The organism is Martelella alba (genome assembly GCF_005217455.1).
In the GTDB taxonomy this organism is placed as follows: domain Bacteria; phylum Pseudomonadota; class Gammaproteobacteria; order Enterobacterales; family Enterobacteriaceae; genus Acerihabitans.
The window spans coordinates 300989-320616 of record NZ_SZPQ01000003.1; the positions used below are offsets into that span (position 1 = coordinate 300989).

General features: G+C 55.1%; 20 protein-coding genes. 11 read left to right on the top strand and 9 right to left on the bottom strand.

Annotated features, from left to right (window positions below):
• Positions 1-4: 4 nt before the first annotated feature.
• The 3 genes from FCN80_RS05490 to FCN80_RS05500 form a co-directional block, all read right to left on the bottom strand.
• Entirely contained in the window at positions 5-925 is a 921-nt protein-coding gene (locus FCN80_RS05490) for a dihydrodipicolinate synthase family protein (RefSeq protein WP_136988884.1), read from the bottom strand.
• Between the two features lie 38 nt (positions 926-963).
• Positions 964-1887 carry a ribokinase gene (rbsK, locus tag FCN80_RS05495; RefSeq protein WP_230492504.1) on the bottom strand — a complete coding sequence of 308 codons (924 nt, stop codon included), beginning with the start codon at positions 1885-1887 and terminating at the stop codon, positions 964-966.
• Between the two features lie 770 nt (positions 1888-2657).
• Positions 2658-3347, bottom strand: a complete 690-nt coding sequence (locus tag FCN80_RS05500; RefSeq protein WP_136988885.1) for a bactofilin family protein — start codon at positions 3345-3347, stop codon at positions 2658-2660.
• Between the two features lie 638 nt (positions 3348-3985).
• Between FCN80_RS05500 and FCN80_RS05505 the strand changes: the two genes are divergently transcribed.
• Positions 3986-4519: a GNAT family N-acetyltransferase gene (locus FCN80_RS05505; RefSeq protein ID WP_136988886.1), complete on the top strand. Its 534-nt coding sequence runs from the start codon at positions 3986-3988 to the stop codon at positions 4517-4519.
• A gap of 316 nt (positions 4520-4835) precedes the next feature.
• On the opposite strand, the gene FCN80_RS05510 is transcribed toward FCN80_RS05505, so the two are convergent.
• From FCN80_RS05510 to FCN80_RS05535, 6 genes are read right to left on the bottom strand one after another with little or no spacing between them, the layout of a single operon-like run.
• Positions 4836-5675 carry a VOC family protein gene (locus FCN80_RS05510; RefSeq protein ID WP_136988887.1) on the bottom strand — a complete coding sequence of 280 codons (840 nt, stop codon included), beginning with the start codon at positions 5673-5675 and terminating at the stop codon, positions 4836-4838.
• 34 nt (positions 5676-5709) lie between these two features.
• On the bottom strand, positions 5710-6429 hold the full coding sequence (locus tag FCN80_RS05515) for an ABC transporter ATP-binding protein (protein WP_136988888.1): 720 nt from the start codon (positions 6427-6429) through the stop codon (positions 5710-5712).
• Positions 6426-7205, bottom strand: a complete 780-nt coding sequence (locus FCN80_RS05520; protein ID WP_136988889.1) for an ABC transporter ATP-binding protein — start codon at positions 7203-7205, stop codon at positions 6426-6428. The genes FCN80_RS05515 and FCN80_RS05520 overlap by 4 nt, the downstream gene beginning before the upstream one ends.
• Complete coding sequence (locus tag FCN80_RS05525; protein WP_136988890.1) at positions 7202-8089, bottom strand: branched-chain amino acid ABC transporter permease; 888 nt, start codon at positions 8087-8089, stop codon at positions 7202-7204. Before FCN80_RS05525 ends, FCN80_RS05520 begins: the two co-directional genes overlap by 4 nt.
• The gene (locus FCN80_RS05530) at positions 8082-8975 is read right to left on the bottom strand and encodes a branched-chain amino acid ABC transporter permease (protein ID WP_136988891.1); all 894 of its coding nucleotides are present in this window, start codon (positions 8973-8975) and stop codon (positions 8082-8084) included. Before FCN80_RS05530 ends, FCN80_RS05525 begins: the two co-directional genes overlap by 8 nt.
• A gap of 47 nt (positions 8976-9022) precedes the next feature.
• Positions 9023-10150 carry an ABC transporter substrate-binding protein gene (locus FCN80_RS05535; RefSeq protein ID WP_136988892.1) on the bottom strand — a complete coding sequence of 376 codons (1128 nt, stop codon included), beginning with the start codon at positions 10148-10150 and terminating at the stop codon, positions 9023-9025.
• A 546-nt stretch (positions 10151-10696) separates the two neighbouring features.
• On the opposite strand from FCN80_RS05535, the gene FCN80_RS05540 reads away from it, so the two are divergent.
• From FCN80_RS05540 to catC, 10 genes are all read left to right on the top strand, one after another.
• The gene (locus FCN80_RS05540) at positions 10697-11398 is read left to right on the top strand and encodes a GntR family transcriptional regulator (RefSeq protein WP_136988893.1); all 702 of its coding nucleotides are present in this window, start codon (positions 10697-10699) and stop codon (positions 11396-11398) included.
• A gap of 121 nt (positions 11399-11519) precedes the next feature.
• Positions 11520-12704: a M20 aminoacylase family protein gene (locus FCN80_RS05545; protein WP_136988894.1), complete on the top strand. Its 1185-nt coding sequence runs from the start codon at positions 11520-11522 to the stop codon at positions 12702-12704.
• The gene (locus FCN80_RS05550; protein ID WP_136988895.1) at positions 12701-13501 is read left to right on the top strand and encodes a pyrroline-5-carboxylate reductase family protein; all 801 of its coding nucleotides are present in this window, start codon (positions 12701-12703) and stop codon (positions 13499-13501) included. Before FCN80_RS05545 ends, FCN80_RS05550 begins: the two co-directional genes overlap by 4 nt.
• Before the next feature lie 290 nt (positions 13502-13791).
• Positions 13792-14628: an IclR family transcriptional regulator domain-containing protein gene (locus tag FCN80_RS05555; protein ID WP_136988896.1), complete on the top strand. Its 837-nt coding sequence runs from the start codon at positions 13792-13794 to the stop codon at positions 14626-14628.
• 238 nt (positions 14629-14866) lie between these two features.
• Positions 14867-15562, top strand: coding sequence for a 3-oxoacid CoA-transferase subunit A (locus FCN80_RS05560; protein WP_136988897.1), 696 nt, complete (start codon positions 14867-14869; stop codon positions 15560-15562).
• On the top strand, positions 15563-16228 hold the full coding sequence (locus FCN80_RS05565) for a 3-oxoacid CoA-transferase subunit B (RefSeq protein WP_136988898.1): 666 nt from the start codon (positions 15563-15565) through the stop codon (positions 16226-16228).
• Positions 16221-17426, top strand: coding sequence for a 3-oxoadipyl-CoA thiolase (pcaF, locus tag FCN80_RS05570; protein WP_136988899.1), 1206 nt, complete (start codon positions 16221-16223; stop codon positions 17424-17426). Before FCN80_RS05565 ends, pcaF begins: the two co-directional genes overlap by 8 nt.
• Before the next feature lie 9 nt (positions 17427-17435).
• Complete coding sequence (locus tag FCN80_RS05575; protein ID WP_170975323.1) at positions 17436-18215, top strand: alpha/beta fold hydrolase; 780 nt, start codon at positions 17436-17438, stop codon at positions 18213-18215.
• A complete protein-coding gene (locus FCN80_RS05580; RefSeq protein ID WP_136988901.1) occupies positions 18199-19314 on the top strand; it encodes a muconate cycloisomerase family protein in 1116 nt (371 codons plus the stop codon). Before FCN80_RS05575 ends, FCN80_RS05580 begins: the two co-directional genes overlap by 17 nt.
• A gap of 10 nt (positions 19315-19324) precedes the next feature.
• Positions 19325-19615 (top strand): muconolactone Delta-isomerase, encoded by a 291-nt coding sequence (catC, locus tag FCN80_RS05585; protein ID WP_136988902.1) that lies wholly within the window; start codon positions 19325-19327, stop codon positions 19613-19615.
• Positions 19616-19628 lie beyond the last annotated feature (13 nt).

Below are 19628 nucleotides of genomic sequence, written 5' to 3' on the forward strand. Positions count from 1 at the left end.
TGAATTAACCAATTTTATTTTTATAGAACGCCGTTCCGGTATGGATTTGATCGAGGATAACACTCAGGCCCCAATATTTTTCCAGTACATTGTCTTTATTCACACGGCAGACATCGTCATTGAAGGTTCCCAGTCGCTGGTGATAAATCTTGGCGTTTTTCGGATACCCCAATGTTTCAGTAACGGCCGACAGAGATAAAAAGATGGCAAGTTCATCCGCCAGCGCGGGATTTTTTGCATGGTGATGGTACAGCCAGACATAAAGCTCCGGATGGAAATTGGTGAATACGCCGCTAAATCCTTTGCAACCCGCCTGGATAGCCGGCCAGGCAATCGCGGCATTCGCGTTGACAACATTCAAGGACGTCCCCTGGGCCAATTTTACGCGACGTTTTACCGTATCCAAATCGCAACTGACGTCTTTTAGCACCACAAAACGTCCGCTATGGGCGCACCAGGAAAACTCATCGTCACTCAGCAGGCGGCGGTAAGGCGCCGGGCACTCGTACAGCCCTAGCGGCAAGGTTTCCGGCAAGACAGCAAGTAAATTGTTCAGTGTGGCGAAAAACACCTCGCTGCCCTGATTTTTCGGGTCAAGATGGTTGGTGACCAGTACTAGCGCATCAGCCCCTGTTTCAGCCATGGTCAGCAGTTCTTCCCGTTGGGCGCTAATATCATCGCTAATGTGCCCCGAGACAATTACCGGCACCCGGCCTGCGGTTTTCTCCACCACAAAACGCCCCAAGGCCGCCCGTTCAGCCAGTGACAGAAATTGCATCTCGCTGGACTGGCATACTGCGAATAGCGCATCGACTCCCTGTTGCAGATACCACTCGATAAGCTGCTCAAGACCAGGCCAGTCAATGTCATTTTGGGCATTGAATGGGGTTAACATGACTGGAATCACACCGTCAATCTTGTTCATTTCCTCTCCTCTTGGCCGCCGGGCGGCCTGATACACCATCAAATTTTGCTTTGCAGTCGGTTAAGCGCCTGCCGTCGGTCCGGCATATTCGCCGCGCCTTCACGTTCAACGGCCAGGGACGCAAACGCGGAGGCAAAAGTCGCCGCTTGCGCAAGGGGCTGTTTGTCGGCAAGGGAGGCCGCCAACGCGCCGTTAAAGGCATCACCGGCGCCTGTGGTGTCTACGCTTAGGGCCGGGAATGCCGGAATGTGTATGAAGTGTTTATTTTCATAAAGAAGCGCTCCCCGCGCGCCCAGCGTGATGATCACGCAACGCGCTCCAAGCTCCACGATGGCCAGCGCGGCGCGGCGGGCGCTATCCAGGTTTGTGACTTCAATACCGGATAACAGTGATGCTTCCGTTTCATTCGGGGTGATGACATCCATGTATTGCAGCGCCGGAATAATATCTGCGGAGTATGGCGCGGGGTTCATGATGACTTTCACTCCCAATGTATTGGCAAGCTTCATGGCATTTAGTGTCGCGGAAAAATTGTTTTCCAGTTGCAGTAACAACACCCCGGCGTCTGTCAGTTCTTTGGCTAATTCGGCGACTTCGTTATCTGTAACGGTCTTATTGGCTCCGGCGTATATGGCGATCATGTTTTCGCCATTTTCCTGTGAGACATAAATTACCGCATTGCCTGTGGGCTCTTCTTCTGATTGATATAGCTTGAATGAGTGGATACCCGATGATGAAAGATGATCCCTGGCAAATCGACTGAATTGGTCTTTACCCACTTTGGAAACGAAATGGACTTTCGCTCCGGCGCGGCTCGCGGCCTGTGCCTGATTTGCGCCCTTGCCGCCGGGTCCCAGCGTGCTGCCCAGCGCCATCAAAGACTCGCCTCCCCGGGGAAATCTTGCGACCCTCGCCACGATATCTACATTAAAGGAGCCAAGAATACAGACCTTATTTTTCATATATTTCATTGTTCCTTTTTTGTTTTTACGGTTGAAATGCCAGAGTGATATTCAAATTAATTTTTATTTCTAAAATAATTTTTGCCCAGGTTTTTCGGCCAGAGTTATACCCCGTCATAGCGGCGAAGAATAGGGCCCGGCTGGGTCAAGATCCACAGGACGCCCTGTATCGTTATTCAGATGCATGAAAGCATTTAAAGAAGGCTTCATCACCGCGTTATTATATTAGCCAGATAATTGGGATATCACGCCTCCTCGCATTTATTAATGAAGTTGACCTGCTCTTGTTGAATGAAGCATATGCGAGCCATGAAGCCCAAAAGGTGATTTACATCGTGTAACAATCAAAAAAACAAAAACAAACAAAAATGAAACATCCACACTTAACCTGCCAAATGTGAGAAATATGTGACATTTTTCACAAAAAAACCTCTATCGACAGGTTGCAAAACCGGGGGGTGAGAAAAGTTTTTTTTGATAAAAAAGAGAGGGTTGTGTGAGAGGTGCCGCAAGACCCCGACTTCAAAGATCGCTATTCCCTAAAGAATGGCCTACCGTGCAAAATCCTTGCTGAAGTGAATCATCATCAAAAGAAAGGGACAGGTCCCGGCAACTGGACATCGGGACCCCGGGGAAGGGGCTCGCGTGTGTTCAGGATGATGTCAGGACGGGCGACCTTGGCCGCCCACACTACAGTGTCAAGCGTGGCAGGATATAATGTCAGTTGGCGAAATAACACACTGAATAGACGGGTATTTCAATGAGTAAAATCAGCTATGTTCTGCACTGGTTGGCAAAGCAATGTGGCGGGTATCTGCCGCTGTTCCAATTTTATCTTTATTCTGTGCAGTATTCTCAGGAATAAATCCGATAACATTTGTGTTTTCCTTTTCGGTTTTGGCGATATTTTCCGCTTTTCCAACCAAGATCGCTCCCTTTTTTACCGTTAGCGAGGCATATACAATTGCTCCGCTAATATTACCATGTACATCAATGGTGAGCGCTTCGGCTCGGCATTCGCCATTCACCTTCCCATCAATAATCAGTTCTCGGCAGTTAATGTCTCCGTTCACCCAGCCATTATGCATGATTTTTACCATTCCGTCTCCGGCATCGATATTGCCGCACACTTGACCATAGATATACACCTGGCCGGATGCGACCAGATTTCCTTCGAATCGTACATCGCCGGAGATTACCGTGTTATTCTGTTTATCATCTACTTGGGTAGGCTTTTCCGGCACTACCGGCACGGGATCAACTTGCATTTGAGGAATATCCATCATTTTTCTATTTTTCCCGAACATATTTTCCATCTGCTCCTGAAATAATTTTTGGAATAAGATAAACACCACGGTCAACGAGCCAAAAATAGCCGCGCCGAAGATGAAATTCATGAGCCAGGCTAACAATGATAACAACCAAAAGCCCAGTGCGATAGAGAGAAAAAGGTAGTTCATATCTTAAAATCGGGTGGCTTTCAAAAGCCAGATGAGGCCACAGGTCAAACCCGGCCTGAGATTAATAAGACGCCTAACCAGCCAATGCATTGACTAAAACCCTTCATTACAGCAGCGTTAATTAAATCTATCAGCCAAGGCTGCCCTTTGCTAAGCTATTTATTTTTGTTTATTTATGGGTAATTTCTATCAGTTGACAATACTGATTTTTCAGTTGATTAGTCGTTGACGTCAATGGGTTTTGCTTAATTTATAAACTGATTCTTTTGCTTTTTGAGGAAGGATGATCTCTAGTATTTTTTATTATATCTAAAAATTTATTATTGTATCTGACAATTAGAGGCGTTCATGGAAAAAGTTTTTTGGTTTTTTTTCGCCGGCATGGTTTTAGGCTCAATGGCATTGCTTTTGTGTATCAATCTGGCTCAACGATTCGACCTGTTACACATGGCGCCAAGTAAATCAATGGTACAATTATTGAGTAAAATCGTCAGACGTTAACATCCCTATTGACATAGTGTTGTTCAATTGCGGTAAGGCGCAATCGGCAGCAAACCCCAGCTATCGGGATGCAGCCCTTGAGTGTTATCGCCATGACTGTTAGTTTAAGAAAACCTTCGCGCTATCTCTAAGGAAGCATGGTGTCAACCGTCATTGAAACGCCCCGACTTCTGCTTTGCCGGCATTCCCTTGAGTTGCTGGCGGGATATACGGCGTTCTGGGGTGCCTTGACGCCCACATCAAACACGATGCCAACCCCAGTACCGCTGGATTCCGAGGCGGCATGGTCCCGCCTGTTACGATTTATCGGCCATTGGACCCTGTTGGGTTTTGGTCCATTTATCGTTATTGACAAACATGATAATCGGGTTATTGGCGAGGTTGGATTTGCATATTTCCACCGTGGCAATGGCGCGATTTTTGATGAATACCCGGAGGCGATGTGGAAAATCGATTATCACTATCAAGGGAAGGGGATCGCTTCGGAGGCTGTCCGGTCGGCTATTGTATGGTTTGAGGAACAGCGGGTGGCGAAACGGATGGTCAGCATGATCGATCCTCGTAACACTGCCTCATTACGGATCGCGATGCAGTGCGGTTTCCGCCAATTTGACAGTACAACCTATAAAAATAATCCAGTGCTTTTGTTCGAACGATCGGTTTGCGTCTGAAGGGCGTTTTCAGACAGCCCGCAGGCACACACATGCGCCAAAATTTCCCGTTGTCTTCGCTATTAATGCCATAGAGCCTTTTTATCATTGCGTGCTGCATTGGTCGATAAGCCAGTACCGGCAAAAGCGCTTCCATTGAACCGCATCAGGCGCCGTCGCCAAAGAAATATGAAGGCCGCCATGCCATATCAGGCGGGTACCCGCCAGCCGTGAGGCTCGCGGTCAATCCTTTGCATGATGTCGTCGATATTGGCGTGGTTGTGTTTGTGTTTGTTGTTCGCCAAGCCCATGTTGACTGGGTGTGGGCGGCATGCGTTCACCCCGTCTGAAAGCACATTGCCAGCCATTGAGCCTGCTGTTGCGTGACCAGCACACGGTTATCCTGCTCGCGCCACTGAATATCGCCCAGGGCAAGGCATTGTTTGAGCTGGCTTAGCGATGCCACCTGAAAACACAGCGCCGCCATTTTCGCCGGGGCATTTTGCGCCACGGGGGGCAGGGCGAATTCCTGGCTTGCCTGGTCATGACGGATGATACGCAAACGACAGGTCCCAGAGTCCAGCACATAGCCGCCGTTAGCCTCCCGGCGCGGCTTGAGGCTGAATAATTGACGGTACAGCGTCAATGTACGCTCCGGTTGGGGCGTGGCGATGACAAATGCCGTCAGCGCCCGCGCGCCATTGGGATGCACTTGCCAGGCGGGCTGCCATACGGCCTCCGGTGTCTGCTGCTCGCAAAAAAAACTGAAGCCGTAATCCAGGGCGCTGGCGCGAATCCGTGAGATGCGGAATCTGGCTTCGGTCCGGCGACCATCCGGCAGGGTTACCGGGCGGGAAAACGCGGTGGGCGGTTCGCCGTCCAGTCCGCATTGTTGCAGGTGCCGCCATACGGCATGAGCGTCACGGGTTTTCCAAACCAGCCCGGCAAGGCCTGGCGCGGCCTGCCACAGCCCGCGCGAAGTCGGCTGCCTGGCGCTTTCATAACCCAGAAGTTCCAGGTAATTGTCCGCAAAAATAGCCAGATGATTGCTGGAGCCCATGGAATGATGGCCCCGCTCGCTGAGTTGAAAACCCATTCGTTGAAATAAGTGATGGGCCTGATCCAATTCGTGATCCACATTGATCACCGCATGGTCCATAACCGGGGTAATTGGCATGGGGTTATTCCTTCTGTTATCGTCATTATTCCTGTCAGGCGGCGCGGCCGCCAAAGTACAATTCCCGCATGCGCGGGTCGTCCAGCAAATCCCGCGCATGACCGCTCATCGCCACTTTCCCCAGGGCCAGAACATAAGCCCGGTCGGAAATATGCAGTGCTTCCATGGCATTTTGCTCCACCATCAAAATGGTCACTTTTTCCTGGCGGCGAATGGTTTGTATTGCCCGGAAAACGTCCGTGAGCATTTTGGGCGACAACCCGGCGGAAGGTTCGTCCAGCAGCAATACGGCCGGCTCCGGCATCAGCGCGCGGGCGAGGGCAAGGATTTGCCGCTCGCCGCCGGAAAGGGCTGAAGCGGCGCAATGCCGCTTTTTTTGCAGTAAGGGATAATGTTCAGCCAGTTGCGCCATCCGTTGCTTACATTGCCCTGGCGGTAAAAATTGCCCGCCGGTTTGCAGGTTTTCCGCGACCGTCAGGTTGTTGAATACGTTATCCAGTTGCGGGACAAACCCCAGCGCGCATTCGCGGATCTTAAGATGCGCCGGAATCCGTGCTGTTTCCCGGCTATCAATTTCCACCCGCCCCTCACGGGGGGAAACGAAACCGGCAATGGCTTTCAGCAAAGTGGATTTGCCACAGCCGTTAGGGCCAAGCAGCGTCACGATCTCCGCCTGCGCGACATGCAGTGAGATACCCTGCAGGATGTCAATCCCCGGCGTATAACCGGCCACCACGTTTTCGAGGGTAATCATATGGCCTCCCGTAGCGTCGCCGTGCCCTGTCCCAGGTAGGCGTCCAGTACCTGCTGGTTTTCCGCCAGTTCATCCGGGCGGCAGTTGGCGACAATCCGCCCGCGGTCCAGCACGACGCAACGCTGGCATAATGTGTTGATAAAGTGCATATCGTGTTCAATCACCAGTAGCGAGATCCCCTGGCGGCTCAGACTGACCAAGGTTTCCACCAGATCCTGACGTAATTTGGGGTGTACGCCCGCCATGGGTTCGTCCAGCATCAGTAAGGCGGGTTTGCCCATCAGCGCGCAGGCAATGCCCAGTAACTTTTTTTGCCCGCCCGATAGCGCGGCGGCCGGAAGGTTTTTGACCTTGCTCAACAGCAAATTATCGAGTAAATCGCCGGCGCGGGCCTTATCCTCCTGTTCAGCGATGCGCCCGGAAGCCAGGCCCAGTAAGCCATTGAGTAATCCATGCCGGCGAGTGCCGGCCGCCATGACAACTTCCATTACGCTCATTTTTTCCGGCATCACCGGTAGCTGGAACGTGCGGGCGATGCCGGCCTGGATAATCCGATGGCTGGCCAGCCGTGTAATGGGCCGGCCGTTAAGGGAAATGTTGCCGCCGTCCGGACGGGTAAAGCCGGAAATCGTATTGAGCAGGGTACTTTTACCGGAACCGTTTGGTCCGAGCAGGCCAAGAATCTCCCCCTTATCGAGACTCAATGACACGGATGTCAGCACCTGATTGCCGCCAAAGGCCTTGCTGACGCCAGCCACATCCAGCAAACGGGTCATGATAAGATCCTTAGCTTTTCCGGTAACAGGCCCCCTGGCCGGGTCAGCAGGCACAGTAACAAGGCCAGACCCACTAGCCCCAGACGCAGGGCGCCGGTCAGGTCGGCGCTGATATGAAAATAGTCTTTGGCAAAGGGGATGAAGTTATACAGCCCTTCCACCAGTAACACGCCCAGCAATACGCCGCGCACATTGCCGATACCGCCAATCATCACCATGCTCCAGATAAGAAAGGTTTCAGAAGAGAGCAGGTAATCCGGGCTGACGTAGTCGGTGTACCAAGCCAGCAACATGCCGGCCAGGCAGCACATGACCGCGCTGCTCATTAACGCGCGGCATTTCAGCCAGGGCAGTGCGTATCCCATGCACATCGCGAGCTGCGGTTGCTCGCGCATCAGGCGCAGCGCCCGGCCGAACCGGCTGGCGCCTATCCGCAGGCTGCAGAGCGCGGCAAGGACCACGCTGAGCAGGATGATGATGGCGAAAATACGCGTATCGGCCGCGACATCGCCGGTTGACCAGGGCGCGACTAATCCGCCGATCCCTTGCGCGCCGCCTGTCAGCGTGTCTTCATTGACCACGGCGATACGGAGAATTTCAGCCAGAGCCAGGGTGGCAATGCCCCAGTAATCGGCGGTTAACTGTCGGCCCAGCAGCGTCATCATCACGCTGATGGCCATGGCGCACAGCAGCCCGCAAGGGATCATTAGCCACAACGGCAAATCGAACCGGCTTCCCAGGCCAATAGCGTAGGCGCCTGTGCCGACAAACACGATATGGCCGAAATTCAACAAACCGGCGTAGCCCGCCTGCAAATTAAGGGCGAGGGCGACAACGGCGTAAATCCCGGCAAGGCAAAAGATATGCAGCACAAACTCAGACACGGCGTACCTCCCGGTTAAACAGACCATAGGGGCGCAACAATAGCGCTAGCAGCAGAATGACAAAGGATGAGGCGTTTACCCAGGTCACTGGAATAAACAGTAAGTCGCCGCCAAACAGCCAGCTCCAGTCAATATTGGTGACGGTAGTTTCGGTTGCGGCGATAAGTAATGCGCCGAAAATGGCCCCCATGGGGTTTCCCAGCCCGCCAAGAATGGCGCACGCCAGGACAGGCAGCATCAGATCATTGCCTTGGTTGACCCATGCGCTGGCGTTCATCGCCAACATGCTTCCCCCCACCGCCGCCAGCATGCCCGCCACCAGGTTGACGCTGTGAATAATGGCGCTGGCGTTTAACCCGCAGGCCGTCGCCAGATCCCGGTTGCTGGCCAGCGCGCGAATGGCGCGGCCCTGTGGCGTGCGAAACAGCAATAGGCTGAATACCGCGATCAGGGCGCAGGTAACGCCCAGGCTCCAGAGTTCATCCGAGGAGACGCGCGTGTCGCCAATTTGCCAGACCGCGCTTATCGGCAGAGGATAATTAACCGGGGCCGAACCTTCGACCCCCAGGGCCAGCGCCGTCAGTACCATTGAAACCGCCAGGGAGCCAATCATGGCGTTGGCCGTTCCGCTTTTCAGCAATGGCTGGAATACCCAGTGATGCAGCAGCGTGGATAACACGCCGCAGACAAGTGCGGAAAAGACTATAGCCAGGGACAGCGGCATACCCAGACGAAGCCCGGCGGCGGTGACAAAGGCGCCGACCATGGCATATTGCATATGGGCGATGTTGGCGAACCGAACCAGCCCATACACCAGACTTAACCCCAGCGCGACCAGCGACAAATCCGCGGCGCGAATCAATGTATCCATCAAAAACTGCAACATGTTTTTCCCCGATGATGTGGCCTGTACTGACGGGATGACCTGGCGCGTTACCGGGGAACCGGCACGCCGTTGCTGGCTTTCACTTTCAGGTATGGCTGGGTCTGGCGCTGGTTATCGGCATCCAGGTTTAGCGTGCCGGTAATGCCGGTAAAGGCGGGCGCGACGGTGTTCATCGCCGTTATCATGGCGGCGGGTTCCGCGCTATGCGCTTTGTCGATGGCCGCTGCCGCCAGCATTACACTGTCCCAGGCATAGCTGCCGTAGATCGAACGCGGTTTTTCATGGAATTTTCTCTGGTAAAGTTCGGCATAGTTCCCATCGTGCCCGACGGCGGCTTGCTGATCGATGCCGGCGACTTCCATGCCGACTTTCCCATTGGTGTACTGTGCCGGGGAACCATCGATGGCCATGGTGAGATACATGCCATACCAGGGAGTTTTATCCAGACCCAATTCCCAGGCTTCCCGGTTAAGCACAATGGCATCTTGGCCGTAGCTGGTATACACATAGGCCTGGGGATGGGCGCGGGAGATTTGCTCCAGTTCGCGGCGATAAGAGGGTTGCCCGCTGGTGTAGAGCACTTTGGCGACAACCTTGCCGCCCGCTTTTTCGAAAGCGTTGGCGAACTGCTCCGCCATACTCTGGCCATAGGCGCCATCCGGGGCGATAAAGGCCACTTTGCGATAGCCGAGTTGCTGCACATCTTGCGCCGCGAAACGGGCGGACAGGGAATCCAGACCAATCACGCTCCATGATGTCGGGCCTATTTTGCGTATATCGGTGCTGGTGCCGGAGATGTTGATGTGCAGCAGGTGATTTTTTACCAGGTATTGCCCGATGGGAATGGTAACGCTGGAGGAAAAACTGCCCACGACTAACGGCACATGATTAACCTGGGTTAGCTTGCGCACGGCGTTTAGGCCGGTCACCGGGCTGCCGGCGGAGTCCTCGACAATGACATGCAGCGGCTGACCATTGACGCCGCCGTGCGCATTGACATTCTCCACGGCCAGTTCAATGCCGCGACGCTGGTCTTCGCCAATGCTGGCACTGGTGCCGGTTAAGGGCAAAATGGCGCCAATGGTCACATCGGCCCGGGCCGTGTGCGTTAACCCCAACAACATCATGCCTGCTAATGCCGGCAGTGTCTTGCCCTGCCCAAAAAGACTGTTCATGTCGGTTCTCCGGTTTGCTGTTGCCGGCTGCCAAGGCCGGGAGTTTATAGCCCGCGCGGGTGTGCAGAAACATCCCTGTTAAGGGGAAACTGCGCGCTAAAGTGAATGTAAATGTGCATACACTTTTGTATAAAGCAAACTTAATGCCAGATAACCGGAAGGCCTCGCCATGAATAGGGATTTTTACAAGGTGCTGAAAGCAAATTAATGAATAAATACAACGATACGGGATAAAATTGAAAAAATCCCGCGCTCATCTTTTTTTGGTTTTCTCGGGCATTGCCTGAAAATATCTGTGCGCAAAAGTGAATACACTTTGATTCATTTTGGCGCAGCGGTGATGCAAAATGGTGCACTTCAATGGGTTAAGTCAACTTTATGAATATAATATTGCTAATAATCAATTGGTTATTCTCGATACGTAAGTGTATGCAATTTTGTGTTGAGTTGTTTTCTTCGCTGTGTTATCAATAAAAATAATAAGTGAAAAACCCCGTGCGATATTTTTATTTGCGCGCTGAATGTGCGGTGAATTGAGGGGGCGGAGTGATTGCCATTAAAAAGAAATCCCGTAGCGCCGACAGTGTGGAAAAGGTCTACGATAAAGTGAAGGGCCTGGCGATTGATTACCATTTTCGTCCCGGCGAACGGGTTAATGAAGTTGAGCTGGCCGCGCAATTGGGCGTATCGCGCACCCCGGTCAGGGAGGCGTTGAACCGGCTGGCGAAAGAGGGCTTTATGAACTTCGTGCCCAACCGGGGTTTTTATTCCCGGGACCTGACCCCGGAAGGCGTCAGGGAGCTTTATGAGGTACGTATGGTGATTGAACAGTCCACCTTTCGCTTCGCCTGCCAGCGGGCTACGGATGAGGAAATCGCCGCAACCACGGCTATCTGGGAGGAAGTCAGCCAGCATCGCCCGGCGCAAACCGAGCAGGACTGGGCGAAGATTGCCCAAATTGACGAGCGTTTTCATATGGAAATCGCCCGTATTTCCCATAATAGCCGATTATACGAAATGCTCGACAGCTTGAATTCACTGAGCCGTTTTTTCCGGCGCATCGATCTGGAAACGCCTGTTCGCCGGAATAACGCCTATGACGAGCATGTCGACATTATCGCCGCATTACGTCAACGGGATATCGCCAAAGGCGTAAGGCTGATCGAACAGCATATTTCCTTAAGTGCCGAGCATGCCGTTGAAGTGACAAAAGAAGGGCTTGCCCGAATTTATTTCGGCAAACCCTGAGCCAGTGGGGCAGTCCGCGCCGGAACCGGATAGGTAATCAGGTAACAGGGATCCTACGTTTTCCGATACCCGATTCTCCGCGCGAAGCCGTGGCGCTGCGCTGTAATAATGTAGAGGAAATATGCACTCCATTCCCGAGGATATTGTTCAACAGGCCATTACCTGGCGGCGCGAGATCCATGCGCATCCGGAAATCGGTTTACAGGAGTTTGCAACTTCGGCAAAAATCAGTGAATTATTACGGGAATTCGGCCTTGAAGTGCATACCGGTATTGCCGGTACGGGCGTGGTCGGGTTGCTTAGCCATGGCGAGGGGCCGTCAATCGCCCTTCGCGCCGATATTGACGCGCTGCCTATCCGGGAAAGTCATTCCGTGGCGTGGTGCTCCGCGTCGCCCGGCATTATGCACGCGTGCGGGCATGATGGTCATACCGCCATTTTGCTGGGGGCGGCCCGTTATTTAAGCCAGACACGGGCATTCAAAGGCACGGTCTGCTTTATTTTCCAGCCCGCGGAAGAAAACGCGGGCGGCGGGCGTTTGATGGTGGAAGAGGGCGTGTTTGAGCGCTTCCCGGTTGCCGCGGTTTATGCGCTGCACAACTGGCCGGGATTACCGGTGGGGGAGGTGGCGGTTAACGCCGGGCCCATGATGGCCTCCCAGGACAATTTTTTTATCACGCTGACTGGCGTGGGGTGCCATGCGGCGATGCCGGAAAAAGGCGCTGATCCGGTGTTGGCCGGCGCGCATCTTATAACGGCTTTACAAACCATCGCCACCCGCCGGCTTTCCCCGCTGGACAGCGCGGTGATAAGCGTGACGCAACTTCAGGCCGGCGAAGCGATAAATGTGGTACCGCAAACCATGCAGTTGTCCGGCACGCTTCGTTGCCTGGGCAATGCCGCCCGGACACGCTGCCAGACGCTGATGGCGGAATACGTGGAGCAACTGGCCGGACCGTTCGGCGTCAGTGGCGCGATCCGTTGGGAATACGGTTACCCGGTGACCGTCAACCACGAAAAACAGGCCGCCATCCTGGCGGACGCGGCCCGCCACGCCCCGGGGATCACTCAGGTACACACCGGGTTACCGCCTTCCATGGCGGCGGAAGATTTCGCTTATTTGCTGGAGGCCTGCCCGGGCGCTTATCTCTGGATGGGGGCCGATGGTCCGACGCCAAGCGCTTCCTTGCACAGCCCGCATTACGATTTTAATGACCAGCTTATCGCGCCCGGTATCGGTCTTTGGGTGTCGCTGGTAGAGCGGTCATTGAATCCAGTTTCAGCCACTCGGGAGAATAAATTATGAGCCATATCCATTTTATCGGCGCCGGTCAAATGGCCGAGGCCATCATCCGCGCCGCCTTAAAGCGCGGGGCAATCAGCTCCGACGCCGTAAGCTTATCCGATATCGACCCCGAACGGATAGCGACGCTGGAAACGCGTTATCAATTGGGCCAAACGCCGGACCTGCCCGATGCGCTGGCCGCGGCCGACTACATTGTCATGGGGGTACGCCCGCAGGATGATATCGCCGGCGTCGCGCAGTTGATAAATCAGCATGCCAATCCGCACGCCACCGTAGTGTCCATCATTGCCGGTGTTACCCTTGCCCGGCTGGCCTCGTTGCTGGGCGAGGGCCGCCCGATCGCCCGCATTATTCCGAATACGCTGACGGACACCGGCCTGGGGTACAGCGGCGTGGCCTTCAACGCCCATGTGGCGCGCGCGCCATTAATGCCGTTTCTAGAAAGCTTTGGCAAAGTGATGGTGCTGGAAGAGCGGCTGATTGACACTTTTACCGGGTTCGCCGTCGCCGGCGTCAACTATGTCTATTACTTTGTCGAAGCGCTGGCGGATGCCGGCGTGCTGGCCGGGTTAACCCGGGGCCAGGCAACGCAGGTGGTATGGGAGAACCTGGTGGGCGCGGTCGAAATGCTTAAGTTATCCGGGCGCCATCCACGTCAGCTGATGGACATCAATAACTCTCCCGCGGGAGTGGGTATCCATGGTTTATATGAGTTAAATAAAAGCGATTTCGCCGCCGGGCTGCAAAGCAGCGTTCTGGCCGCGGTACGCCGTACCACCGCGCTTTCCGGTCAATAATCATTTTGTCGCCGAACCCCGTGGAGTCTATGTCGGCAAGCGCTGCTTCCCGGGCGCCTTCCCGGCGCGCTTTGCGTGGCAGTGGCGCCCCTGCCGGCGGATGCCGATGTGCGAATCGGGGCCATGGCCGCGCGCCGTTAATGTCAACCGCGGTTTCTTCCCGCATACTTAGCCCAAACGCAATTTATACTTCAGAGACGTCGAGTTGCATTGCAGCCAACAAACGGGCAACGTGAAAGATATCGAGTATATCCAGGCCGTCGGATTTCAGATCTAAGAGGAGTGAGTCGATGACGGAACACGGGACCGAAAGTATGGAAACCCAGCTTTCAAGAATTCCGGAAATCAGCCTGCTCGCCAACGAGCAGTACAAAGGCGATCCTAATTTCATGACTTCCCTCGCCAGGGGGTTAGAGGTGTTGCAAACGTTCAGGCCGGAGTATAGCGCGTTGACGGTCGCGCAGATCAGTAAGATGACCCATTTGCATCGCGCGGTGGTCAGGCGTTGTCTCTATACCCTTGCTGCCTTGGGTTTCGTTTATTCCGCCGATAATCGTTATTATCATTTGCTCCCCCGCGTGTTGACCATCGGGCATGCCTATTTGCATTCGTCGGGGTTGGCGCGGCAGGCACAGACGGCCCTCGACTACCTGAGCCGGCAAATCAATCAATCCTGCTCGGTGGCCACCCTGGATGGCGACAGCATCCTGTATATCGCCCGCGCTTCCGTCAGCCGGATTATGAAAATAGATCTGGGTCGGGGCAGCCGTCTGCCGGCCTATGCCACCTCAATGGGGTTAGTCCTGCTGAGCGAACTGAGTGAAGCGGAACTTGAAGCCTATTTGAATCGGGTTACGTTGACGGCCTATACGCCGCACACTCTCACCGATAAAGACGAACTGCGTGCTTTATTGAAAAAGGTCAAGGCCCAGGGCTATGCCATCAACGATCAGCAACTGGAAATCGGGTTACGCTCAATGGCGGTCCCGATGTATTCGCGTAAAGGGAAAGTACTGGCGGCAATGAATGTCGGCACGCATGCGTCGCAAGTTTCCGCCGCCGAATTAAAAGAGTGCTTTCTGCCAAAACTGCAGCGAGCGGCCATGGAGCTGGCCTTGTTGCTGTGAGTCGTCACCACGTTAATCCCATGGCCAGCCTGTAGGCGCGCTGATTTCCTGTTTTTCCTCAATGCGTGCTTTTTATGCGCAGAGCCCGTCGTCGCGACGTTTTACTACTTTCCTCACAGAATAGATACATAATTGTTAAATGTTTCGATAATCGCACAAAACTTTGTTATTCGCACTTGCTGGTCTTTTTCACCTCGCATAAGTTGAACTTAAGCCGTATCAACGAAGCGAGGAAAAAATGGTCAACAAAGAGATGGACAGCGCCGATGAGGCACTGTCCGACATTCAGGACGAAGCCGTCATCATGGTGGGCGGGTTCGGCCCCGCCGGGCAACCGACTGGACTGATTGATGCGTTAATCCGGCGTAACGCGCGCGGGCTGACTTTGATCAGCAACAATGCGGGCAACGGTGATTACGGATTGGCGGCGTTGCTGAAAGCGGGCTGCGTGAAAAGAATGATCTGTTCTTTTCCCCGCCAGGCTGATTCATGGGTGTTTGACGAACTTTATCGTCAAAAAAAGATTGAGCTTGAACTGGTGCCCCAGGGCAATTTGGTGGCCCGTATCCAGGCGGCCGGCGCCGGATTGGGCGCCATTTTCACGCCCACCGCCTATGGCACCCGGCTCGCGGAAGGTAAGGAGACACGGCTGATTAATGGGCGGCACTATGTGCTTGAACTCCCCCTGTCCGCCCATTTTTCCTTGATTAAAGCGCAGCGGGCCGATCGCTGGGGCAACCTGACCTTCAACAAAACCGGGCGCAATTTTGGCCCTATCATGGCGGCCGCCAGCCGCTGCACCATTGCTGAAGTCAGCGAGATGGTTCCTCTCGGCGCGCTGGATCCCGAGGCGGTTATCACGCCGGGAATTTATGTTAAGCGCGTGGTGCATGTACCGGCTGTTCAGACCCGCTTAATCGCCCAGGACGCTTGAATGAAAACACTCAACCACCAGCAACTCGCTCAGCGCATCGCGCAAGATATCCCGGAGGGCGCTTACGTCAATCTGGGCATTGGCCTGCCGACCTTAATTGCAAACTACCTTCCGGCGGACAAAGACATTTTTCTGCACAGCGAAAACGGCATCCTGGGTATGGGGCCATCCCCGGCCGAGAATGCCATCGATCCGGAACTGATCAACGCGGGGAAACAGCCGGTTACGTTACTGCCCGGGGGATGCTTCTTTCATCATGGCGACTCTTTCGCCATGATGCGCGGCGGTCATCTGGATATCTGCGTGCTGGGCGCCTATCAGGTGTCGCGAAAAGGGGATCTGGCGAACTGGAGTACGGGCGCGGCCGATGCGATCCCGGCAGTGGGGGGCGCCATGGATTTGGCGATTGGCGCGCGCAAGGTGTATGTCATGACCGATCATCTGACCAAAAAAGGCCAGTGCAAGTTAGTCGAGGAATGCGCCTATCCACTGACCGGCATCGCCTGTATTTCACGCATCTACACCGATATGGCGGTCATGGACATCACCCCCGCCGGCGTGGTCGTGCGGGAATTGTTCGGCGATGTAACGGTGGATTATCTGCAACAGGTCACACCGATTCCACTCCAGTTTGCGTTGTCCCAACCGGAGGCCGACTATGTCTGAAGCCTTTATTTGTGGCGGCGTCAGGACCCCGTTCGGTCGTTTGAATGGCAGCCTGTCGGGGATTCGCTCGGATGACCTGGCGGCGATACCGTTGCGCGAGTTGTTACAGCGCCATCCGGGACTCGATCCGTCAGCCATCGACGATGTGCTGCTAGGTTGCGCGAATCAGGCCGGCGAGGACAACCGCAACGTAGCCCGGATGGCGTCTTTGCTGGCGGGCCTGCCGACATCGGTGCCGGGATGTACGCTGAACCGGTTGTGCGGCTCCAGCCTTGATGCGGTGGCCACCGCGGCGCGGGCAATCAAAAGCGGTGAAAACGAGCTGATTATCGCCGGTGGCGTGGAAAGCATGTCCCGTGCCCCTTACGTCATGGGTAAAGCCGAAGAGGCTTTCAGCCGGACAATGCATATTGAAGATACCACCATGGGCTGGCGTTTTATCAATCCGCAGATGCGGGCGCGGTATGGCGTGGAGTCAATGCCGCAGACGGCGGAAAATCTGGCCGATAAATTCGCCATTAGCCGAGAAGACCAGGACGCCTATGCGCTGCGCAGTCAGCAACGGACCGCAGCGGCCTGGGAAGCCGGTTTCTATACGCCGCAGATTATCGCCGTGGCGCCGCCGGCGAAAAAAAACCAGCCGTTAACCCTGTTTACGCGGGATGAGCATCCCCGTGCGACGACCGCCGAAGCGCTGGCGCGTCTCAAACCGGTGGTGCATGCGACGGGTACTGTCACCGCCGGGAATGCGTCCGGGTTGAATGACGGCGCTTGCGCCATGCTGGTGGCCGGCGAGCGCGCGCTGTCCACCCATGATATTCAGCCGATGGCGCGTATTATCGCCAGCGCTGTCAGCGGCGTGGCGCCGGGATTGATGGGGTTTGGTCCGGTGGGCGCGGTAAATCGGGTGCTGGCGTTGACCGGCCTTAGGCTACAGAGTATGGATGTGATCGAGTTGAATGAAGCTTTCGCGGCGCAGGTGCTGAGCGTCACCCGTGCCCTGGGCTTGCCTGATGATGCCCCATGGATTAACCCCAACGGGGGCGCCATTGCCCTCGGGCATCCGTTGGGTGCCTCCGGCGCGCGACTGGTGCTGAATGCCTGCCACCAGCTCAACAAATCCGGCGGCAGGCTGGCGCTCTGCACTATGTGTATCGGCGTGGGGCAGGGTATAGCCCTGATTCTGGAGCGGGTATGAGGTATGGCGATGGATTTAGAATATCGGATTGACGGTCCTGTCAGCGCCCCCGTGCTGGTGCTGTCGAACTCACTGGGCACCACCTGGACCCTGTGGGACGCGCAGTTTTCAAGTTTTATCAAGCGGTTTCGCGTACTGCGCTACAACACGCGGGGGCACGGCAACAGTCCGTTGCCGGCGCGGGAGATGAACCTGGCGCTGCTGGGGCAGGACGTCGTGGACCTGCTGGATCATCTCAATATCCCGTGCGCCAGTTTTTGCGGCGTTTCCCTGGGAGGATTGACCGGCTTGTGGCTGAATCTGCGCTATCCGCAGCGTTTCAGTCAATTTGTACTGGCCAACACGGCATTGCGCATCGGCAATCAAGAGGCATGGCTGACGCGCGCGCGCAGGGTCAGAGCCGAAGGATTATCCCCGGTGGTGGCGACATCGGCACAACGCTGGTTCACCGAGGACTATATCCGGCATAAACCCGGCGTGGTCGCAAACATGCTGGAGGGGTTGGCAACGTTATCCCCGACCGGTTATGCCGCCTGCTGCGAGGTACTGGCGCGGGCCGATCTGCGCGCCGACGCGGCGGACATCTCCCGGCCGGTGCTGATGATTGCCGGGCAGGAGGACCCGGTCACCACGATCGCCGACGCGCAACAGGTGGTGGACACCGTAGCGGATGCGGCGCTTTGCGTGTTACCGGCATCCCATCTTGCCAATATCGCCTGTGCAAGGGAGTTTACCCGGCAGACGCTGAATTTTTTGCTCAGAGGAGAAACACATGGCGCTCACCATTGATCGCATCGACAGCTGGCTGGTCGATATTCCCACCATACGACCGCATAAACTCGCGATGGTAACGATGGGCTGCCAAACGCTGGTGATTGTCAAGATGCGCTGTGAGGACGGTATCACCGGATGGGGGGAGGCGACCACTATCGGCGGGCTGAGTTATGGCGCGGAAAGCCCGGAATCGATCAAAGTCACCATCGATCGCTACCTGGCGCCTTTGATCATCGGACATCCGCTGTCCGGCGTCGAACCGCTGGCGGCGGCGATGAATGCCGGCGTGCGCGACAATAGTTTCGCCAAATCAGCACTGGAGACCGCATTCCTTGATGCATTGGGCAAAGCCAACCATGTCTCTGTCAGCACCCTGCTTGGCGGAGCGAGGCAGGTACGCCTGCCCGTGCTGTGGACGCTGGCCAGTGGCGACACGGACCGCGATATCGATGAAGGCCTCCGGCTGATAGCCGAGGGACGCCACCAGCGCTTCAAGCTGAAAATCGGTGCCAACGCGCTGAATACCGACCTCAAACACGCCCTTAGCATCAAGGCGGCGTTGGGCGCCGATGTGGCCGTCCATGTGGATGTCAACCAGGCATGGGATATGGTCACGGCATTGAGCGCGATCCCGGAGTTGCAAGCGGGAGGCATCCACATGATTGAACAACCACTGCAACGGCATGACCTGCGCAACCTTATCGATCTCAGCCGGCGTTTTACCGCCACTATCCTCGCGGACGAGGCGGTGACGGACAGTCAATCGGGTTTTGCCTTGGCAAACGGCGGGTTTACCGGAGCCTATGCGCTTAAAATCGCCAAAGCAGGAGGCCCGGCGCAGGCGCTGAAACTGGCTCAGGTCGCCAGCGCGGCGGGTATCGGGCTCTATGGCGGCACCCTGCTGGAAGGGTCCATCGGCACGGTCGCGTCACTGCACGCCTGGTCCACGCTGCATCTGAGCGAGGGCACCGAGATGTTCGGCCCCTTACTGTTGAAAGATGACATTCTCACGCATCCGCTGGATTTCAGCCAGGGCGGCGTGGCGTTGCCGTCCGGTCCCGGTTTGGGTATCGATGTCGACGAGGACAAACTTTCGCATTATGCGCGTCACTAGCGAGGCCACTATGTTATTTAAAGTCGAAATGAAAATTGATATCCCCCACAACCTTGATAAAAACGAGGTCGAGAAAATAAAGGCCCGCGAGAAAGCCTATTCACAGCAATTACAGCGTGAAGGGAAATGGCGTCACATCTGGCGGATTGCGGGCAAATATGAAAACGTCAGTATTTTTGATGTTAAAGATAATACTGAGCTGCATGAAATATTAACCGCGTTACCGTTGTATCCATTTATGACAATCTCTGTTGAGCCGTTATGCCGACATCCTTCGTCCATTCACGAAGACGATAAATAATGATCTCCTTACC

Excerpts from the sequence above, each read along its gene's own strand:
- FCN80_RS05490 (WP_136988884.1), bottom strand. The coding sequence starts at position 925 with ATGAACAAGATTGACGGTGTGATTCCAGTCATGTTAACCCCATTCAAT.
- rbsK (WP_230492504.1), bottom strand. The coding sequence starts at position 1,887 with ATGAAAAATAAGGTCTGTATTCTTGGCTCCTTTAATGTAGATATCGTG.
- FCN80_RS05500 (WP_136988885.1), bottom strand. The coding sequence starts at position 3,347 with ATGAACTACCTTTTTCTCTCTATCGCACTGGGCTTTTGGTTGTTATCA.
- FCN80_RS05505 (WP_136988886.1), top strand. The coding sequence starts at position 3,986 with ATGGTGTCAACCGTCATTGAAACGCCCCGACTTCTGCTTTGCCGGCAT.
- FCN80_RS05510 (WP_136988887.1), bottom strand. The coding sequence starts at position 5,675 with ATGCCAATTACCCCGGTTATGGACCATGCGGTGATCAATGTGGATCAC.
- FCN80_RS05515 (WP_136988888.1), bottom strand. The coding sequence starts at position 6,429 with ATGATTACCCTCGAAAACGTGGTGGCCGGTTATACGCCGGGGATTGAC.
- FCN80_RS05520 (WP_136988889.1), bottom strand. The coding sequence starts at position 7,205 with ATGACCCGTTTGCTGGATGTGGCTGGCGTCAGCAAGGCCTTTGGCGGC.
- FCN80_RS05530 (WP_136988891.1), bottom strand. The coding sequence starts at position 8,975 with ATGTTGCAGTTTTTGATGGATACATTGATTCGCGCCGCGGATTTGTCG.
- FCN80_RS05535 (WP_136988892.1), bottom strand. The coding sequence starts at position 10,150 with ATGAACAGTCTTTTTGGGCAGGGCAAGACACTGCCGGCATTAGCAGGC.
- FCN80_RS05545 (WP_136988894.1), top strand. The coding sequence starts at position 11,520 with ATGCACTCCATTCCCGAGGATATTGTTCAACAGGCCATTACCTGGCGG.
- FCN80_RS05550 (WP_136988895.1), top strand. The coding sequence starts at position 12,701 with ATGAGCCATATCCATTTTATCGGCGCCGGTCAAATGGCCGAGGCCATC.
- FCN80_RS05555 (WP_136988896.1), top strand. The coding sequence starts at position 13,792 with ATGACGGAACACGGGACCGAAAGTATGGAAACCCAGCTTTCAAGAATT.
- FCN80_RS05560 (WP_136988897.1), top strand. The coding sequence starts at position 14,867 with ATGGTCAACAAAGAGATGGACAGCGCCGATGAGGCACTGTCCGACATT.
- FCN80_RS05565 (WP_136988898.1), top strand. The coding sequence starts at position 15,563 with ATGAAAACACTCAACCACCAGCAACTCGCTCAGCGCATCGCGCAAGAT.
- pcaF (WP_136988899.1), top strand. The coding sequence starts at position 16,221 with ATGTCTGAAGCCTTTATTTGTGGCGGCGTCAGGACCCCGTTCGGTCGT.
- FCN80_RS05575 (WP_170975323.1), top strand. The coding sequence starts at position 17,436 with ATGGATTTAGAATATCGGATTGACGGTCCTGTCAGCGCCCCCGTGCTG.
- FCN80_RS05580 (WP_136988901.1), top strand. The coding sequence starts at position 18,199 with ATGGCGCTCACCATTGATCGCATCGACAGCTGGCTGGTCGATATTCCC.
- catC (WP_136988902.1), top strand. The coding sequence starts at position 19,325 with ATGTTATTTAAAGTCGAAATGAAAATTGATATCCCCCACAACCTTGAT.